The organism is Paenisporosarcina sp. P4_D4, assembly GCF_056401835.1.
Map to the genome: position 1 here is coordinate 1 of NZ_JBFUIO010000020.1, position 18,765 is coordinate 18,765.

An 18,765-nucleotide genomic window follows, 5' to 3' on the forward strand; every position below is an offset into this window, starting at 1 on the left:
GTGTAATGCTTTGGTTTAAGCCGTTCTCCGCGAGTTCTTCTTGAGACATCTTTTTGCCGCCGTCTAAACAGAATGCATAAGCGCTTCCGATTGCAAGATGGTTTGACGCATTTTCATCATACAGAGTGTTGTAGAAAAGTAATCCGGATTCAGAGATAGGGGATTGGTGAGGTACCAATGCAACTTCTCCTAAATACTTCGCGCCTTCATCCGTATCCACCAATTGTTGTAATACTTCTTGTCCTTCTGCAGCTTCCACTTTCACAATGCGTCCTTTTTCAAACGTGATTTTGAAATCGTCAATAATGTTTCCGCCGTAGCTTAAAGGTTTAGAGCTAACAACAACTCCATCCACACCAGTTTTCAATGGAACTGTAAATACTTCTTCAGTTGGCATGTTTGCCATGAAAGAATCGCCTTTTTCGTTTACGCTTCCAGCCCCACACCATAAATGGCCTTTAGGAAGTTCAATTGTAAGATCAGTACCCGGTGCAGTGTAGTGTAACTTGTGATATTTTTTTTCGTTTAAATAATCAACTTTTTCATGAAGAGTTTCATCGTGTTTTTTCCAAGCTTCGATAGGAGACTCAACATCTGCACGCACAGCTTTAAAAATTGCTTCCCATAATGTAGAAACTTGCTCATCTTCAGCAACTTCAGGGAACAATTTCGCTGCCCAAGCTTTAGAAGGAGCTGCAATTACTGTCCAACTGATTTTGTCCGATTGAACGTATTGACGATATTTCGATAAAGCGGTCCCAGCAGCTTTTTGGAATGCAGCAATGCGGGAAGACTCAATTCCTTTAAGTAAATCAGGGCTTGAAGATATCACATTCATGAACGCTGCACCTTGATCCGCAAGCTGTTCACGTTCTTGAATTTTCCATGCTGGGAATTCCTCGAAAGAAGCACTTGGAGCCATTTCAAATTTTGTGCGAGTAATGACGTCGTCCGTCCAGTCCACATAAACTTGTTTTGCGCCAACTTCATAAGCTGTTTTAGTTAATAAACGTACAAATTCAGGATTATCAATTGATGCTGTAATGTATAAACTTTGTCCCGGCTGAATGTTAACTCCGACTTTGACAGCTAACTCAGCGTACTTCGTTAATTTCTCATTAAATGATGTCATTTAAAAATTCTCCTTTTTCGTCCAGTCTGCTTCTATAGTAGCAATATTCGAAGCAGTAAATCAATTGCAATAATCGTAATTCGAAAGAATAGTTTGGTATTTTGAAAATTAAGTATTGTAATCGCCTTCACAAAAGTTTATATTATAAACAAATGTTTAAAGAGGTGATGTGATGAATGAAAAAGAACAGGCGATCATTGAGATGATTCGCCAAAATCCATTTTTGACCCAAAAAGAAATGGCGGAAACGTTGAACATTTCAAGACCCGCGTTAGCTAATTTAATTTCAGGTTTAATGAAACAAGGAAAGATTGCGGGAAGAGCGTATGTCTTGCATGAAGAACGGGAAATTCATTGTATTGGTGGCGCCAACGTTGACCGTAAATTCCATTTGCAACAAAATGTTCAACTGGGAACATCGAATCCAGCGAATGCGATTGAAAGTGTAGGTGGTGTTTCACGGAATATCGCTGAAAATTTAGGACGCTTAGGACATAAAGTGCGTCTTTTTACAACTGCAGGTAAAGACGCAGATTGGCATACAATCGAAACGGCTTCGCAAAGCTTTATGAACTTGCAATCCATCGAGCAGCTCCCAAATCACACTACGGGTTCTTACTCGGCAATCCTGGATCCTTCAGGGGAGTTGGTTCTGGCTATTGCCAATATGGACGTGTATGAAGAATTGACACCTGCCTATCTACAAACCTATGAAATGCTGTTAAGTGGTTCAACACTTATTGTTATTGACTTAAACTGTCCAAAAGAAACGGTACAGTTTATACAGCGATTTGCTTTTGACAATCATATTCCATTGGCGATCGTGCCTGTTTCCTCACCAAAAATGAATCGCATGCCCGATGAACTACATGGTGTCACTTGGGTCTTATGTAACCTAGATGAAGCCGAAATGTATTTGAAAAAGACGATTAAAACGAATGAGGAATATCATGAAGCGGTATTGGATCTTTTAGCTAAAGGTGCAAAGTATGCAGTCATTACAACTGGAAGCAATGGAGTTTATTTTGGTTCCGCTGAAGACGGTGTACGTCACATGCCGGCCGTAAAAGCTTCTTCGCTAGAAGATGTTACTGGAGCTGGTGATGCCTTTGTTGGGGCAACGCTACATAGTTGGTTGGAGGGTTTATCACTACCTCAATCGATTCAAGCAGGTCTGATGAATGCTTCCAAAACATTAGCATCTCCTTACACGGTAAGAACCGAACTTTCAGCAACACGTTTAATAAAAGAAATGGAGGAATTATAAATGAAACAATACATATCTTATTCAACCGAGGTAAAAGAAGCACTGGAGACAGGTAAAGCAGTCGTCGCTCTGGAGTCGACTATCATTTCTCACGGGATGCCGTACCCACAAAACGTAATTACGGCAAAAGAAGTGGAACAACTGATTCGTGACAATGGAGCAGTACCAGCAACGATTGCCATATTGGACGGTCAAATCAAAATCGGCTTAAATGATGAAGAATTAGAAGTGCTTGGAAACAGTCCAGACGTAGCCAAGGCATCACGTCGTGACTTGCCATACTTATTGGCAACTAAACAAAAAGGTGCAACAACGGTAGCGGCGACCATGATTTGTGCTGATTTAGCTGGTATTCATGTATTTGTTACAGGAGGAATCGGCGGCGTACATCGTGGTGCTGAAACAACGATGGACATTTCAGCAGATTTGGAAGAATTGGCACAAACGAATGTAGCGGTCATTTGTGCAGGCGCAAAATCGATTTTGGATATTGGCCTCACACTGGAATATTTGGAGACGAAAGGTGTACCGGTTGTTGGGTATCAAACGGATTCTTTACCGGCATTCTATACGCGAACGAGTCCATTTGGAGTGAATTTCCGTGCGGATGATGCACAAACAGTAGCCGAAATGTTGAGAGCAAAATGGACATTGAATCTGAAGGGTGGAGCAGTCATCGCCAATCCAATTCGTGAAGAAGATGCAATGGAAGAGTCCTTTATTACTGAGATTATTGAAAAAGCATTGGCAGAAGCAGACGAAAACGGCATTGCTGGAAAAAACGTCACGCCATTTTTACTTGGAAAAGTGAAAGAATTAACGGAAGGCAAGAGTTTGGAAGCAAATATTGCCTTGGTTAAACATAATGCAGTTGTTGGTACAGGCATTGCCGTGGCGTATCAAAATTTAATGAATGTGTAATTTCCTAGAGAAGCCTTCCTTGCGAAGGCTTTTTTATGTTTAGTGGAAGAAAATGAGTGAAAGGGAATAAAGAGAGGTTGAGAGGGAATACACGGGTAACGACCGGTAATAAAATGACTTTCTACAGGAAGAAACCAATTTGAACGGAAATAAACGACAAAAACAAAAATTCCTTCTATTAATTTTTTTTGCAGAAACGCGAACGTCGAATGCCTATACGGAATACGATACATAGATTAACAATTGGAGGTAATGAAATGTATTCGAATATTAATCAATACGTCGCCCCTCTTAATCCATGTCTCAGTCGTGCAGAACTAGAACTGCGTAATACGATGCGTTTACTTTGGTCACAGCATGTATACTGGACAAGAGCGGCCGTGATTGCATTGATAAACGATTCACCCGACCTGGAGATGGTGCTGGCGCGATTATTACGAAACGCCCCCGAGATGGGAGATGCACTCGTGCCTTATTACGGAAAGGAAGCGGGAGACCGTTACAGTGAGTTGATTAAGGAACATCTGGTTCTTGCAGCCGATCTGGTGAAAGCGGCAAAAGCGGGAGATACGAAAAGCTTTGAAGCCATTAATAAAAAGTGGTACGCCAATGCAGATGACATTGCTGAATTTTTGAGTATGATTAATCCTTTTATCACGAAACATGAAATGCAGGAAATGATGTACAAACATTTGGAGTTACTTACAGCAGTAACGACTTATTTGCTTGAAAAAAATTATACCGCTTCAATCAACACATTCGACCTATACGAATTACAGGCACTCCATATGGCAGACGAAATTTCTGAAGCCATCGTCGCCCAGTTTTCCTGCCCTCCTTGTTATTGATAATGATAAGTCTATGAACACCATTCAAATTTGAATGGTGTTTTTTTATATATTCAAAAGTTTTGTCAATCAGTAATTGAGGAACTTAATAGTATGGAGGGGATGAGCGTGAAGAAGGATGTTTTTATCACTGGTGGTGGCATTGGGGCTTAACACTTTGCTTTGAAGCTAGTGCGTGTAGCGGTTTTCAATAGTTTCTTCCGTTCATTCGAAAATATACATCTATTGCCTCAAAAAGAGCAATGGGAGCAATGGCGAACTGACGCTAATTTAACATTATTGGGCATGCAGATTGTCATCAGAGAAGGCAGTTGGTTTTGCTGAGCAATATAAAAAGACCTCTAAGTCAACAAGACTAGAGGTTCTCGGCTAAAAAAGTTCGCTAAGTTTTTTAAAAAATTATTTACGTAATGAACCTAACTCTGATGCGATTGCTTGCATTTCGCTTGGACTGAATGAATCACGCTTCATGACCATGGCATACAAATCGTGTAAATCTTCATACTGAGAGTCATCAAAATGCTCAGATTTCATGGCATCAACATTGACCATACGAAGTTTTTCTTTTATTTGTTCAATCATGTATTCCACATTTTCTTGTGAAGGTTGAGTTAAGTTCATTTGGGATTCCTGCCTTTCGGACAATATGGTTAATCATTTCATGGGACAGAAAGATTGTCAAATCCAATTCACATATTGTTTTAATGAAGAAAGAGTTGGGTATATTAAAGCACAATGATTATTACTACTTAGGAGGTTTTTATATGAAGGAAAGCAAATTATTTAAAGGCATGGTTGTTGGAGCATTGGCAGGAGCGGGGATCAGTTTATTTGATCGTGCGACACGTGAAGAGGTTAAATATAAATTGAAAACGGTATCTTCTGACGTGAAATATTATTCAAAAAACCGTGATGACCTGATAATGAAATTACAGGAAAAAGCAGAAGTTCTACAGACGGTTTATACTCAGATATCCCAAGATGCTAAATATTTATCAGGGAAAGTGGAAGAAATGAAAATCTTGACACCACAAGTGAAAACGTTGGTAACAGATACAAAAGAAGCATTCGAACACTCTAAAGAAGAGTACAAAACCATTGTAAAAGACGATGAAGATGAATTCACTATGCCGGTTTTACCTGAGCATGTATACGAAGAGAAATATTTCTCATAAGGAAGGGAACGATGACATGGCTAACGAAGATATTCCAATTCAACCTAGAGGTAGTCAAAAAACCAAGTCGTCAGGGAATTTCTTAAGTAAGCTGAAATTGATGCAATTTAAGAAAAAAAATAAAGAACCTAAGCATCCTTTTGATGTCACATCATCAAAAGGATTCTTTCAAGAATTAATTGCTCGCATTCAACATGTGGACGTATCAGGCTTAGGGGCACAACTTGCGTTCTTCTTTTTATTATCGCTATTCCCTTTGCTGATTTTTTTGGTGACCTTGTTGCCGTATTTGAATTTGCAGGAGGATCAACTCTTTAATATTTTACGTACATATGCACCTGTTGAAGTATACACGCTGATTGATGGCACTTTGAATGAAGTGCTCAATAACCGCAACGGTGGTTTATTATCAATCGGGATTCTTGCTACCATTTGGTCTGCATCGAATGGGATGAACGCATTGATAAAATCATTTAACCGTTCATATGATTTGGTAGAAACAAGACCTTTCTTCATAGCAAGAGGTATATCCGTTATTTTCACTTTATTGCTCATTATGTTATTTGTAATTGCACTTGTATTGCCGGTATTTGGCAAACAAATTGGTACTTTCATATTCTCTTATCTCGGCTACGAACAAGGATTTTTGGAAGTATGGAATAATATAAGATGGACCATTCCACCTGTCATGATTTTTATCGTCTTTATGTTGTTATACTGGATTGCCCCAAATCGCAAGTTGTATTTGAAAAGTGTAATTCCTGGCGCAATCTTTGCAACACTAGGCTGGATCATTGTTTCCCTTGGATTCTCATTATATGTTAGTAGCTTTGCCAATTACTCAGCTACATATGGAAGTATTGGTGGAATCATAGTGTTGATGATGTGGCTTTATTTTTCCGGAATCATCTTGATGGTCGGGGGACAAATCAATGCCGTGATACAGGAACGAAAAGAAAAACTGGCCATGAAAAAAGCAGGAGCTGTCGTATAAACGCTCCTGCTCAGACTGTAGACAAAGAAAAAATGAGTGAATATAACTGTATACTATTGAAAAAGAGCCTATGCAAGAAAACGTTGATTTCCATTGCGGCGGACGCGTTTCGCGGGCACGGCTTCAGTCTCCTCGTCACTACGTTCCTGCGGGGTCTTCAGCTCGTGCTGTTCCCGCTGAAGTCGCCGCCTCCACTCCAATCAAAAGAAATTGCTTCTGTAAGTGTGTCTCTGCAAAATATATACGTTGGAAGGTGGTTGGCTATTTCCGAAGACTCCTGCGGAAAAATGAAACAAGTTAGACTCCACAGGTTCAGCTGTCATAGACAGCTGAGCCGAGGAGGCTAGCGTTTCGTCCGCGGAAAGCGAAAGAAATAGCCGACCACAATCTATTTCGATAGAGTGCAAAAAATAAGAACTCAATTTTTATACTTTTATATTAATTATTATTCTTTTGTCAACAAGCTAAGCAGGAGCTGTCGTATAGACGCTCCTGCTTTTTATATGTTCCGATTCAGTAGACGTAAACTGTTCAAGATTACTAGAATCGTACTGCCCTCATGTCCAATGACCCCCAAAGGTAAATTTATCATTTGAAAGAAATTGCTGATGATTAAAATGACAATAACGGTAATGGAGAAAAATACATTTTGCTTAACAATCCGATTCATTTTACGAGACAAGCGGACAGCATAATTGATTCTAGACAATTCATTTTTCATGAGGACGACATCAGCAGTTTCCAATGCCACATCCGTCCCTTCACCCATAGCAATTCCAATCGTTGCAGTTGCCAAAGCAGGGGCATCATTTATGCCGTCGCCAACCATCCCAACATTTTCGTATTTCAAAAGTAGTTCTTTCATATGGCTCACTTTTGTCTCTGGCAAGCATTCGGCAATGTATTGATCCACGCCAGCTTCTTCAGCAATTACTTTTGCTGTTCGTTCATTGTCGCCTGTCAGCATAATCGTATAGATACCTGATTCACGAAGTAAAGCAATAGCTTCTTTTGCTTCAGGTCGAACTTGGTCTCTTAATGCAGCAATGGCAATGATCCCATCGATATCTGCTGCGAATACAACTGTCTTTCCTTGTTCGGTCAATTTAGAAGCAATGCCATCATGAAACTTCATGGCTGCATCTGTTCCTACGTAACTCGGTTTTCCAACTTTCCATTGTTTCGTTCCAATCGTTGCATGTATCCCCCAACCGGGAACATCTTTCATATTCGAAATAGGTGAAGTGACAATCCCTTGATTAACCGCAAATTTAGTAATTGCCTTTGCAAGTGGATGCGTTGATTGCGATTCAATACTTGCCCAGTCTGTCAGAACTGAGGTTTCATCCATGCCTTCACGAACGATGAAATCAGTCACTTCGGGCTTTCCTTGAGAGAGCGTGCCCGTTTTATCGAGTGCGATTGCTTTCATGGAACCCACATTCTCTAAATGAACGCCGCCTTTGAACAATAATCCGTTTTTGGCACCATTTGAAATGGCTGAAAGAGTTGCTGGCATAATCGATGCAACGAGTGCACAAGGTGATGCTACTACGAGTAGTACCATCGCCCGGTAAAATGTCGTCGTCCAGTCCCAGTCAAATAGGAAGTGGGGGAGAAACATCATGATGCCTACCGAGATTAGAACAATCTTTACGTACCGACTCTCAAACTTCTCTATAAATTGTTGTGCCGGTGATTTTTCACTTTGCGCCGATTGCACAAGTTCGATAATTTTTTGTACGAGCGATTCACTGCTTAACTTGTTCATTTCAATTGTCATGACACCATTTAAATTAACAGTACCGGCAAATAAATGGTCACCTGGTTGTTTTGATACAGGAATGGATTCCCCACTGATTGCAGCTTCATCTACCAAAGTATTACCACTAACGATAGTGCTATCTACGGGAATGCGATCACCCGGTTTTACAAGCAGGAGGTTTCCTATTTGCAACTCCTCTACAGCGACACGCTTTGATTGCCCGTTTTCATCCAGCAGCCATGCTTCCTCTGGTTGTAACTTCATTAATGCTGATAATTCGCGTTGGCTTTTATTCATCGTGTAAGTTTCCAAAGCCCCACTTAGTGCAAAAATGAAAATTAGGACCGCACCTTCCGTCCAATAGCCAATAATGGATGAGCCAATTGCGGCAAAAATCATCAGTAACTCAACGTTTAATTCTTTGTTGTGCACTGTGTGTAAAATGCCTTCCTTCGCCTTAGCGTAACCGCCAATTAGAAAGGCGATTAAATAGATAGAAATGGATAAGGAGCTTTCCTCGCCTTTTCCGATCAGCCAAGCGATTACAATTAATACACCTGATAAAAGTGCTGCAATCAATTCGGCATGTGGTTTGATGCGACTGAACATTGTCAGTGAAATATTTTGCTCTTTTGCTCTCATTTACATTCCTCCTGATAATGAAAATCAAAATCATAGTCCCTAAAATGTACGAAAAGCTGGCACTCCCAAAGGGAATACCAGCATTTATTAGAATTTTTATTAATTAATAATCATTATAACATAGAAGTTTTTAAACAGGCAATCTATTGGATTACTTATAGACAGGCTCACTGTATTGGGCTAATTTTTCAAGAGATGATTTATCTACATCTGCATGTAAGCTATTGCCGTGTGAATCCATTGTAACGACCGCCGTGAAGTCTTCAACACGCAAATGCCACATCGCTTCAGGAATACCAAATTGCATTAAATCTACGCCCTCAACATCTTTTATACAATCCGCATAGTATTGAGCAGCTCCACCAATTGCATTTAAATATACTCCGCCGTGTTCATTAAGTGCTTCCAGTGTTTTTGGTCCCATGCCGCCTTTACCCATAACCGCACGAATGCCGAATTTTTTCATGATGTCGCCTTGGTAAGGCTCTTCACGAATGGATGTAGTCGGACCAGCTGCTTTAATATGCCATTTGCCTTCGTCATCTTTCAAAACAACCGGACCACAGTGATAAATGATTTGACCATTCAAATCTATTGGTGCATCATTTTCGGATAAATATTTATGAATCGCGTCACGTCCTGTATACATCATCCCGCTGATGTTCACGACATCGCCGACTTTTAATTGGCGAATTTCTTCTTCGCTGATTGGTGCACGCAGTTCGACAATGCGAGATGTTGCTTCTTCAGCAGATTGACCTGTACCTGAGTCTTTAAACTCAACTTTTTCGCCTTCTTGATATTGCCATTCATTGATTTCACCAGTCGCAGGGTTAATGTTGATCGCCAATCGACGGTAAGCCCAACAGTTGTAAGCTACGGAAACAAAGAAACTTGCCGGAATACGGTGCATGACACCAATCTTACAACCTAGTAAAGTAGCTTCTCCACCAAAGCCCATCGTGCCAATGCCAAGTGTATTAGCTTTTTCTACAATGTATTCTTCAAGTTCAGAGAGTTGCGCGTTAGGGTTCACGTCATCCACAGAGCGGAATAATTGTTCTTTGGCTAAGTCATATCCAGAAGCACGGTCGCCACCAATTCCGACACCAATGAATCCTGCTGAACACCCTTGACCTTGTGCTTGATAGACTGAGTGAAGAATACATTTGCGAATGCCATCCAGGTCACGTCCTGCTTTACCGATTCCTTCAAGTTGTGCAGGGAGGCTGTACTGAATGTTTTTATTTTCACATCCGCCACCTTTAAGGATAAGCTTCATTTCTATGTAATCTTTTTCCCATTGCTCAAACTTCACAACTGGAACACCTTCGCCCAAGTTATCGCCACTGTTTTCACCAGTCAATGAATCTACTGCATTAGGACGCAGTTTACCAGTTTTCGTAGCAGTAACCATCGCACGTTTGATTGCCGCTTTTATTTCAAGTTGGTTAACCCCAATTGGCGTTTTGATTTTAAAAGTAGGCAACCCAGTATCCTGACAAATAGGGGAGACATTTTCGTCCGCCATTTGAATATTGTTGGTGATTGTATCCAAACTCATCGCAGCGCGAGTGCCCGCATTTTCCGCCGCTTTAGCTTTGCGGACTGCACGACGCACATCTTTCGGTAAGTTTGTCGACGTTTCTGTAATTAAGTCATATATGCTTTTTTCCAATGTTTCTAAGTACATGTGTGTTGACCCCTCTCATACATTGCTTAGTCATAATTCCACTCTCCATTATACTCTTTTCAGTTGGCTAAAAAAAGGAATGGATGTCGAAAGGAGGGAGGGGGTAAGGAGAAGTTGGATGCGAATGGACAGAAAGAGATTTGGATGGACGTAAAACCATTGCAGATGGTCATAAACCGCCTCTGACTGGACATAAATCAAATGCGAACCGACAGAAATGGTCTGCGATTAGTCAAAAAAACATTTCATAGCCTAACATTTCATTTGAACTAAAATAGAATTTGGAACATAAAAAAGAGAGCACCCATATATAGGCACTCTCCATGTGTTCATTCAGGACGGTTTTTAAATTGTTCCATCTTTTCTTCTAAGTCATCCATCATCGCAATTAAGCGATCAATGTCTTCAAGTTCAGTCGTTTCTGGTTCAATTGAATCTAATACTTCTAAGAAAATGTGAAGACGTTCTTTTAAGTATGTGACTTGTTGGTCTTTGTTTGAAATTGACTTGCCCATGTGAGCCACCTCGCTTTACACATACATCGTAGCCCATATGCAATGATTTTTCAACTGTCAGTAGGACTTAGGAAATATTTTAATATTAAATGTATTTTGAATATTTACAAAAGTTAATTAACGTGTTAAAGTTAATTTACTTCAACAAGAGAGGGGAGGCCGTAGTGAATAGTCGAAACCAATCAATCAGTTAGAAGGAGGGGGTTCGAACATTTCACCGGCACAATAGCCGTGAATCGATATATGGATACTCAATTGGATATTAGTGATATTTAGAAGGCTCAGCCAATCATCTGTTCGCAGATCATCGACTGAGCCTTCATCAATGTCTAAATAAGTTCGAACGTTTCTACGACTTCAATTGATTGGTCTACAGAACGGACCATAGAACAATTTTTCTTCGTCAGAATCATTGCTTTTTCAACTTTCGCTTCCTCGAGTTGACCTCTTAATTTGAAATGGATGTGCACTTTTTCGAGTCGATTTGCTTCTTCAGGGTTGCGCAACACTTCCAATACTTCAATCTCCATATCCTCAATCGGCATACGCATCTTCTCACATACTTTTCGAAGAACGCCGCCACTACAGCCTACAAGAGACGAAACAATTAATTGGTAAGGTCTAAATCCTTTTGTTTCATCTCCTGAAATCGTTAATTTTCCAAACTCCAACTCTGTTTCTAATCCATATTCTGTCATCACATACTTCAACGCAAATCCCTCCTTTATGATAGAATTGTACCGAAACTTGGTTGAAATGAATATAATTTCAACCCGTACGCAGGAGGACCTTCATGAATCAGTTTACAGCCTTAGAAAAAAGAAGATTTTGGATTTTAGTGGTCATTGTTTCGATATCTGGATTTTCGCAAGGAATGCTGTTGCCACTCATTTCTGTAATTTTCGAACAAGATGGACTTTCTTCTTCATTGAACGGTTTGAACGCAACAGGGCTATATATCGGAACACTTTTAATTTCTCCATTTATGGAACAGCCACTTCGAAGATTTGGTTATAAGCCCATAATCCTCATCGGAGGGATGTTGGTTTTTGTATCATTGCTGTTATTTCCGCTATGGAAAAGTGTTGTTTTTTGGTTTATTTTGCGATTGTTCATTGGAATAGGAGACCATGCACTTCATTTTTCGACTCAGACATGGATTACAAGCTTTTCGCCACAAGAACGCTTAGGGCGCAATATCGCATTATACGGACTGTCATTCGGAATTGGTTTCGCAGCAGGTCCTTTATTTTTGCCACTCGTTTATATTTACGAAGGCTTGCCGTTTATCATATCGGGGATTTTATGTATGTCCGCTTGGTCACTCATATTTTTTGTAGATAATGAATTTCCCGGGCATATTCATGAAACATCCACAATGCGAGGGACATGGGCACGTTTTGGGGCAACCATTGGATTTGCTTGGGTAGCTTTTATCCCTCCGTTTAGTTACGGATTTTTGGAGTCCAGCTTGCATGCCATTTTCCCAGTCTACGCGTTGCGAAATGATGTCAATGTGTCTATGGTTTCCATTATATTGGCTGCATTTTCAACAGGTGGAATCCTTTCGCAGTTACCATTAGGTGCTCTAAGTGATCGAATCGGCAGAAAGAAAGTCGTATTATTTTCGTTGTTTGGCGGCGCGTTCTCTTTTAGTTTGGCAGCCATGTTAGAGAATAATGTTTGGACACTTATCGGTGCATTTCTACTCGCTGGTTTGTTCGTCGGGTCAACATTTTCTCTTGGTATTTCTTACATGGCGGATTTGACGCCTAAAGCTTTATTGCCATCAGGGAATTTACTATGCGGCATTTTCTTTAGTATCGGCAGCTTGACCGGACCATTTTTGGGCGGTGTGTTTCTGGAGTACTTTAAAGACTTCAGTTTTTTATGGCTTATTTCGTTATTTTTATTGACGTTAAGTTTATTAAGCTTGTTGAAGCCCAAAAAACAGCATGTCCAATCGAGTTGAGATTCGATGGGACATGCTGTTTTCAGTTATGAGAGGTCATTATAGATTTTTTGCTTTAAATGTATCACCATCTTCAATTGTTCCCGCTTCATATCCTTTTTTGAACCAACGCATGCGTTGCTCAGAAGTACCATGTGTAAAACTTTCCGGCACGACGTATTTTTGCGTTTTCTTTTGAATATTATCATCACCTACTGCACTTGCAGCAGTAATCGCTTCTTCAATATCGCCTACTTCTAAGTAGCCTTGACCTTCTGCGTAATGGGCGAAAACGCCAGCATAATAGTCCGCTTGCAACTCCAGACGTATTAAATATTGATTGAACTCTTCTTCACTCATTTTATTGCGAAGTGCCATTACTTCCTTATTTGTACCTAAAAGTGTTTGCACGTGGTGACCAACTTCATGGGCAATAACATAAGCCATTGCAAAGTCACCAGGAGCTTGGAATTTTTTATTCAATTCTTCATAAAAGCTTAAATCAATATAGAGTTTATAATCACCTGGACAATAAAATGGTCCTACGGCTGAGCCTGCTGCTCCACAAGCGGATTGGACTTGACCGTTATACAATACCATGACCGGTTCCTGATATTCCGATCCTTTTTCTTTGAAAAGCTCGCTCCATACAGTTTCGGTGTCTGCCAGGACAACTGAAACGAAATCCGCCAGTTCTGTTTCTTGTTCGGTTTCTTCGTATTGACCTGCTTGGTTCGTATCAGTGCCTTGTATATTATTCAAAATATCACCGGGACCACCGCCACCGATTAGCGTAATAATAATGACAATCACTAGACCAATTCCACCGCCGGCAATTCCTATTCCACCAGCACCCATCCTTCTGCGATCTTCTACATTTGTACTTTGTCCTCGACCTCTCCACTTCATAGCAATTCCTCCGTCTATCCAATTTAGCTTTATATTCGTAGTAACTTATTGTCTTTATTCCCTAGAATTAAAAATAATAATCCTTGATATTAAACAAAAAGAAAAAGCATGCCCAATTGAGCATGCCAGAAATTTTTATTTATTATGAGACTATATTAAATGATTTTAGTGTTTATCCTTTAATGATTATTTACGTTCCAACAATGTGACGCTTTCGATTTGAGCCGTTTGAGGGAACATATCGATAGGTTGGATATAGACGATATTGTAAACCTTACGCAATTCGCTTAAATCTTTTGCTAAAGTGGATGGATTACATGACGTATAGACAAATCTTTTTGGTCGCACATTTAAAATAGTGTGCAATAAACTGTCCGCTAAACCGGTCCGAGGTGGATCTACAGTTAGGACATCAGGGGAGAACCCTTCACGGCTCCATGTGGCAAGCCACTCTTCAGCAGTGCCAGTCTCGTAAGTAGCGTGAGTGAATCCATGCTTCTCTGCGTTTTTCTTTGCATCGTAAATACTATCCGCAATGATATCCATTCCTCGTACTTCTTTTGCTTGATCGGCTAACCATAAGCCAATTGTTCCAACACCACAGTAAGCATCGACAACGGTTTCTTTACCTGTTAATGCTGCAGCCGATTTAATTTCGTTATATAAACGAACGGTTTGAGCGGGATTCAATTGGAAAAATGCTCGTGCAGATAAATCAAATGAAAGTTCACCTAATTCTTCATGGAGTGTTTTCTTGCCATGAAGAACTATTGTTCGCTCGCCAAAAATTAAGGAAGTTTGCTTCGGATTGACATTTTGGACAATCGAGACAATGGCAGGATCTATGGTCGCCAATTTATCAATGAGTAGTTGACGTTTCGGCATTTCTGCAAGTGTAGTGACAAGTACTAACTGAATTTCACCTGTTTGAATGCCGGTACGGACCACAATTGTTCGTACTAGACCATTGCCGGTTTCACTATCATAAATCGGTATTTTAAGTTTCTCTAGAATTCTTTTTACTGCATTCGTCACAAGTGTTGTATGTGGATGTTGCACGATACACTCATCGATATCCAATAACTGATGTGTACCTTCCGCAAATAGACCAGCTTTTACTTTCTTGCCGTCTTTACGTACTTGGAATTGACTTTTGTTGCGATAATGCCATGGATTATCCATGCCGATTGTCTGGCGCACTTCGATATCATTGGCAATGTCTTTTACGTATCGTTCAAGTGATTGCACAATCAAATCACGTTTTTCTTTAAGCTGTTGTTCATAAGTCATATGCTGCAATTGACACCCACCGCAGGCTTCATAAACAGGGCAGGGTGCTTCTTGACGGTGAGGTGAGGCCTTACGGATCTTTAGAATGCTTGCTTCAGCAAAATTGCGCTTGACTACTTGTACTTGAGCGGTCACTTCTTCTCCTGGAAGAGCGCCTGTAACGAAGACGACATTGCGCTTATAATAGCCAATGCCTTCTCCATTAATGCCAAGGCGTTTGATTGTCAGCGGGAATTTTTGACCAACTTCGATTATGTTTTCTTGTGACAAATGTTTTCACGTCCTTTACTACTGGTTTCTACAGTATATAGGACAGACCAGTTAATGAAAAGACAACGGGAATTCGATTGCTTCATTTACCAATGCGTCTAACGATGAAAATGTGTAGCCTTTCGCTTTGGCATCACGAATAAAATCGGGTAAAGCGGCTGCATTATCCGGAGAAACCGTATGCATCAAAATTATGGCACCTGGATGAAGTTGGTTCATTAAATGGTTGTATGCATAAGCCTTTCCTTGTGGACGATCAGCATACCAATCAACGAAAGCGACAGACCAGAACATATGGCGATAGCCGAGCTCGTTCCCATAGGCAAGTAATTTTTCACTGAAAACACCTTCAGGAGGCCGTGCAAAATATGTTCTCTTCACGCCCGTTTTTTCGGCAAGAATCTGATCGAATTTTTCCCATTCTTCTTTCATTCGTTCTTCCGATAAATTAGCCATATTTGGATGGCCATACGAATGATTTCCTATTTGATGGCCTTCCTTCACCATACGTTGGACCAGGTCCGTCGCACTTTCTACATAATGACCTGTCAGAAAAAAAGTGGCAGGTGCTTTTTCTTTTTTCAATGTATCTAAAATAGATGCAGTGTAGCCATTTTCATAGCCATTGTCGAACGTAAGGTATAGGATTTTTTCATCGGGAGACCCTTTGTAGTAGGCTCCATATTTTTTCAAGAGTTCATCAAATGCACTCCCGGCTTGAGCTTGTTCTTCCTGTTTTGATTTTTTGAATCCCCAATTAAGAGATTCGGCATCTACTTGAAATGGATTCAATAAAATGCCCAGAGTTAATATTGCACATGAGGCAATGACGCCTACGGTATGTTTCCACCACATAAAAACGCAACCTTTCTTTTTAAGATAGGTTGCGTTTTCTCTGAAATGTTATGCATAAATATTTTTAAGCGCCTGTTGCAAATCTGGATAAGTGAATTTAAAACCATGGGTTAACAATTTATCGGGAATAACTCTTTGTCCTTCCAAAACAAGTTGACTCTTGTCACCAAGTACAAGTTTCAATGCAAGGGAAGGTACGGGCATCCAATGAGGTCGCTGTAAAACTTTGCCCAAAATTCCCCCAAAATCATTCATTTGTTTCGGATCTGGCGCTGTTACGTTAAAAGGACCTGAAAAATCTTTATTTTCAATTGCATAAAGAATGGCTTTGGCGACGTCAGCTACATGGACCCATGATACCCATTGAAGGCCAGTTCCGACTTTTCCTCCGACACCCATTTTATAAGGTAAAGCCATAAGGGGAAGAGCACCCTGATCTTTTCCAAGGATTATGCCAAAACGTGCGCAAGCCACACGTGTCCCAAATTGCTCCGCTTCCGTCGCTTTACTCTCCCAGTCCTCAACTGTTTTTGCCAGGAAATCCGATCCACGATAAGACGAATGTTCGGTATATGTTGCATGTTCAGAAGGGGGATAAATCCCGATTGCGCTTGCATTAATCAAAACGGAAGGCTTTTTCGTCACTTCTTTAAAAATGCGCAGAACTTCATTTGTTGCATTCATTCTGCTTTCATAAATTTTTTGTTTTTGTTCCGAAGTCCAGCGACCTTCATTAATTGATGCACCGGCTAGATTAATCCAAGCATCCATGCCTTCAACCTGTTCTTCAGGTTTAGCACCATCTGTAAGCCATTTGACCATATGTACCGAGCCGTCGGATTGTTTATCCGAACGCGTTAAAATAAACACTTCATGTCCTTTGTCGGTTAGTTGCTTCGTTATCTCCTGTCCGACAAATCCACTTCCTCCAGTAATCGCTATTTTCATTTAATATAATCCTCCTTTATAAAGCTGTTAGATGTATAATACCCTTTCTTCTATAAGTGTACGCAAATGAATGTGCCTCTAATAATGTGTATACTTGTTACATGAGGTGATAGTTGTGACAGTCATTACGAAAATCATGCGTCAAAAAAATAATCCTGAACGTTATAATATTTATATAGAGGAAAAATACGCATTTGCGGTAGATGAATCGCTTCTTATAAAGTACCAATTATCGAAAGGCAAAGTGCTGGAGGATTGGGAAAGAGATGAAATCGTCTATGACGACGAAGTGCGAAAAGCATTTAACAAAGCACTTCAATTCTTGAGTTTCCGTATGCGGAGTGAACACGAAGTTAAGAAGAAACTGCTTGATGCTGAATACGGAGAAGCCGTTGTTTTGGAAGCCATTCAAAAATTGTATCAATTGAATTTTTTGAACGACGAATCCTTTTCTAAAGCATTGCTTGAAACGCAAAAGAAAACAAGTAAAAAAGGTCCTCGTGCCATCCAACAGGAACTCAAGAAAAAAGGAATCGATAAATCGTTGCAAGAAGAAGTGCTTGAAACTTATACGGAAGAAGACCAAATTGAAATTGCAAAAGGTCTGGCTGCAAAAATAGCCAACCAGAATTCATCCAAAACGCCAATGCAAGTAAAGCAAAAAATTCAGGACACCTTGTTGCGTAAGGGATACTCTTATGCCATTATTAGCAAAGCTATTGAAGATATTGAATTTGAAACAGAACCAGAAGAATGGGAAGAAATGATTGCAGATCAAGGAGATAAAATCTGGCGGAAATTCTCTTCGAAATATACCGGGTTTGATCGTAAACGCAGAGTGAAGCAAGCCTTGTATGTAAAAGGTTTCCCTGCAGAACAAATCGAAATGTTTATTGGAAAAAAGGAGCTCGAAGAAGATGGAAATTGAAAAAAAATATAGTCAGATGTCCGAACAGGAATTACGCCAAGCAATCGCCAAATTACTGGAACAGGCACGTAAAGCGAGTCAGCTTGGTCATGTAAACGAATATGCTGTTCTGGAACGTAAAGCAATTATGGCACAAGCTTATTTAGTAGATCCTGCATCGATTGTACCTGGAGAAATGTATCGGATTGAAGGAGATCCAGGAGTCTTTTTCCAAGTGGATTACTTAAAAGGGCGTTTTGCTTGGGGCTACCGACTTGGTGGGGAAAAATTTACTGAAGCATTGCCGATATCCATGCTAAAACCATTGAAGGAGGGAAAATAATATGCAACAGCAAATCGAACAATTAGTTCAAGAACTTGCAGCAAAGAATGAGTCATTATCTGTCGCCAAAGCACGTGTGTGGATTGAATTACTATGGTCAGATTTTGAATCATCTTACGCAAAAGCGGGCTATGATTATAAAGGTACCGAAGTTACTGAGAAAGTAATTCGTCAATGGATTGAAAGCTATGGAGAACGGATTCATGAATTTGCAGGTAACAATCCGAAATATGCTCATTTGCTACAAGTGGACAACGATTCACAACAATAAGAAAAGATTTGTTAACCGATTATGGTTATCGAATAAGAAAAGTACACGACATCGAGTGTCGTGTACTTT

19 protein-coding genes are annotated in these 18,765 nt (G+C 40.2%); 9 read left to right on the forward strand and 10 right to left on the reverse strand.

The genetic code is table 11. The features are described 5' to 3' along the window. Positions 1–1,132: aminopeptidase (locus AC1DSL_RS07295; protein ID WP_477531734.1), on the reverse strand; the 1,132-nt coding region annotated here is incomplete at its 3' end. Positions 1,133–1,304: 172 nt separating this feature from the next. Between AC1DSL_RS07295 and AC1DSL_RS07300 the strand changes: the two genes are divergently transcribed. The 3 genes from AC1DSL_RS07300 (at position 1,305) to AC1DSL_RS07310 (ending at position 4,168) form a co-directional block, all read left to right on the forward strand. Next, complete coding sequence (locus AC1DSL_RS07300; RefSeq protein ID WP_477531735.1) at positions 1,305–2,399, forward strand: carbohydrate kinase; 1,095 nt, start codon at positions 1,305–1,307, stop codon at positions 2,397–2,399. Continuing rightward, the gene (locus AC1DSL_RS07305; protein WP_016429254.1) at positions 2,400–3,320 is read left to right on the forward strand and encodes a pseudouridine-5'-phosphate glycosidase; all 921 of its coding nucleotides are present in this window, start codon (positions 2,400–2,402) and stop codon (positions 3,318–3,320) included. A 257-nt stretch (positions 3,321–3,577) separates the two neighbouring features. Continuing rightward, positions 3,578–4,168, forward strand: a complete 591-nt coding sequence (locus tag AC1DSL_RS07310) for a hypothetical protein (RefSeq protein ID WP_016429253.1) — start codon at positions 3,578–3,580, stop codon at positions 4,166–4,168. A gap of 399 nt (positions 4,169–4,567) precedes the next feature. On the opposite strand, the gene AC1DSL_RS07315 is transcribed toward AC1DSL_RS07310, so the two are convergent. Beyond that, positions 4,568–4,789, reverse strand: a complete 222-nt coding sequence (locus tag AC1DSL_RS07315; RefSeq protein ID WP_477531736.1) for a DUF1128 domain-containing protein — start codon at positions 4,787–4,789, stop codon at positions 4,568–4,570. A 143-nt stretch (positions 4,790–4,932) separates the two neighbouring features. Between AC1DSL_RS07315 and AC1DSL_RS07320 the strand changes: the two genes are divergently transcribed. Continuing rightward, positions 4,933–5,343, forward strand: a complete 411-nt coding sequence (locus AC1DSL_RS07320; RefSeq protein WP_016429250.1) for a YtxH domain-containing protein — start codon at positions 4,933–4,935, stop codon at positions 5,341–5,343. A 16-nt stretch (positions 5,344–5,359) separates the two neighbouring features. Then, entirely contained in the window at positions 5,360–6,337 is a 978-nt protein-coding gene (locus AC1DSL_RS07325) for a YihY/virulence factor BrkB family protein (RefSeq protein ID WP_016429249.1), read from the forward strand. Between the two features lie 499 nt (positions 6,338–6,836). On the opposite strand, the gene AC1DSL_RS07330 is transcribed toward AC1DSL_RS07325, so the two are convergent. The 4 genes from AC1DSL_RS07330 to AC1DSL_RS07345 form a co-directional block, all read right to left on the reverse strand. After that, positions 6,837–8,744 carry a heavy metal translocating P-type ATPase gene (locus tag AC1DSL_RS07330; RefSeq protein WP_477531737.1) on the reverse strand — a complete coding sequence of 636 codons (1,908 nt, stop codon included), beginning with the start codon at positions 8,742–8,744 and terminating at the stop codon, positions 6,837–6,839. Positions 8,745–8,895: 151 nt separating this feature from the next. Continuing rightward, complete coding sequence (locus tag AC1DSL_RS07335; RefSeq protein ID WP_477531738.1) at positions 8,896–10,437, reverse strand: fumarate hydratase; 1,542 nt, start codon at positions 10,435–10,437, stop codon at positions 8,896–8,898. Between the two features lie 329 nt (positions 10,438–10,766). Next, complete coding sequence (locus AC1DSL_RS07340) at positions 10,767–10,952, reverse strand: SE1561 family protein (RefSeq protein ID WP_016429246.1); 186 nt, start codon at positions 10,950–10,952, stop codon at positions 10,767–10,769. 329 nt (positions 10,953–11,281) lie between these two features. Next, complete coding sequence (locus AC1DSL_RS07345; RefSeq protein WP_016429245.1) at positions 11,282–11,662, reverse strand: OsmC family protein; 381 nt, start codon at positions 11,660–11,662, stop codon at positions 11,282–11,284. 83 nt (positions 11,663–11,745) lie between these two features. On the opposite strand from AC1DSL_RS07345, the gene AC1DSL_RS07350 reads away from it, so the two are divergent. Beyond that, positions 11,746–12,924, forward strand: a complete 1,179-nt coding sequence (locus AC1DSL_RS07350; protein WP_477531739.1) for an MFS transporter — start codon at positions 11,746–11,748, stop codon at positions 12,922–12,924. Positions 12,925–12,963: 39 nt separating this feature from the next. Here AC1DSL_RS07350 and ypfJ read toward each other — a convergent pair whose 3' ends face one another. The 4 genes from ypfJ to AC1DSL_RS07370 all read right to left on the reverse strand — a co-directional run bounded on the left by ypfJ (position 12,964) and on the right by AC1DSL_RS07370 (position 17,175). Further along, positions 12,964–13,812 carry a KPN_02809 family neutral zinc metallopeptidase gene (gene ypfJ, locus AC1DSL_RS07355; protein ID WP_477531740.1) on the reverse strand — a complete coding sequence of 283 codons (849 nt, stop codon included), beginning with the start codon at positions 13,810–13,812 and terminating at the stop codon, positions 12,964–12,966. Between the two features lie 186 nt (positions 13,813–13,998). Further along, entirely contained in the window at positions 13,999–15,372 is a 1,374-nt protein-coding gene (rlmD, locus tag AC1DSL_RS07360) for a 23S rRNA (uracil(1939)-C(5))-methyltransferase RlmD (protein WP_477531741.1), read from the reverse strand. A 51-nt stretch (positions 15,373–15,423) separates the two neighbouring features. Next, a complete protein-coding gene (pdaA, locus tag AC1DSL_RS07365; protein WP_477531742.1) occupies positions 15,424–16,227 on the reverse strand; it encodes a delta-lactam-biosynthetic de-N-acetylase in 804 nt (267 codons plus the stop codon). Positions 16,228–16,275: 48 nt separating this feature from the next. Continuing rightward, positions 16,276–17,175, reverse strand: a complete 900-nt coding sequence (locus AC1DSL_RS07370) for a TIGR01777 family oxidoreductase (RefSeq protein ID WP_477531743.1) — start codon at positions 17,173–17,175, stop codon at positions 16,276–16,278. Positions 17,176–17,290: 115 nt separating this feature from the next. Here AC1DSL_RS07370 and recX point away from each other — a divergent pair, with 115 nt between their 5' ends. From recX to AC1DSL_RS07385, 3 genes are read left to right on the forward strand one after another with little or no spacing between them, the layout of a single operon-like run. Next, positions 17,291–18,103: a recombination regulator RecX gene (gene recX, locus AC1DSL_RS07375; RefSeq protein ID WP_477531744.1), complete on the forward strand. Its 813-nt coding sequence runs from the start codon at positions 17,291–17,293 to the stop codon at positions 18,101–18,103. Beyond that, on the forward strand, positions 18,093–18,425 hold the full coding sequence (locus AC1DSL_RS07380) for a YfhH family protein (protein WP_016429238.1): 333 nt from the start codon (positions 18,093–18,095) through the stop codon (positions 18,423–18,425). Before recX ends, AC1DSL_RS07380 begins: the two co-directional genes overlap by 11 nt. Before the next feature lies 1 nt (position 18,426). Further along, positions 18,427–18,696 (forward strand): YfhJ family protein, encoded by a 270-nt coding sequence (locus tag AC1DSL_RS07385; protein ID WP_016429237.1) that lies wholly within the window; start codon positions 18,427–18,429, stop codon positions 18,694–18,696. Positions 18,697–18,765 lie beyond the last annotated feature (69 nt).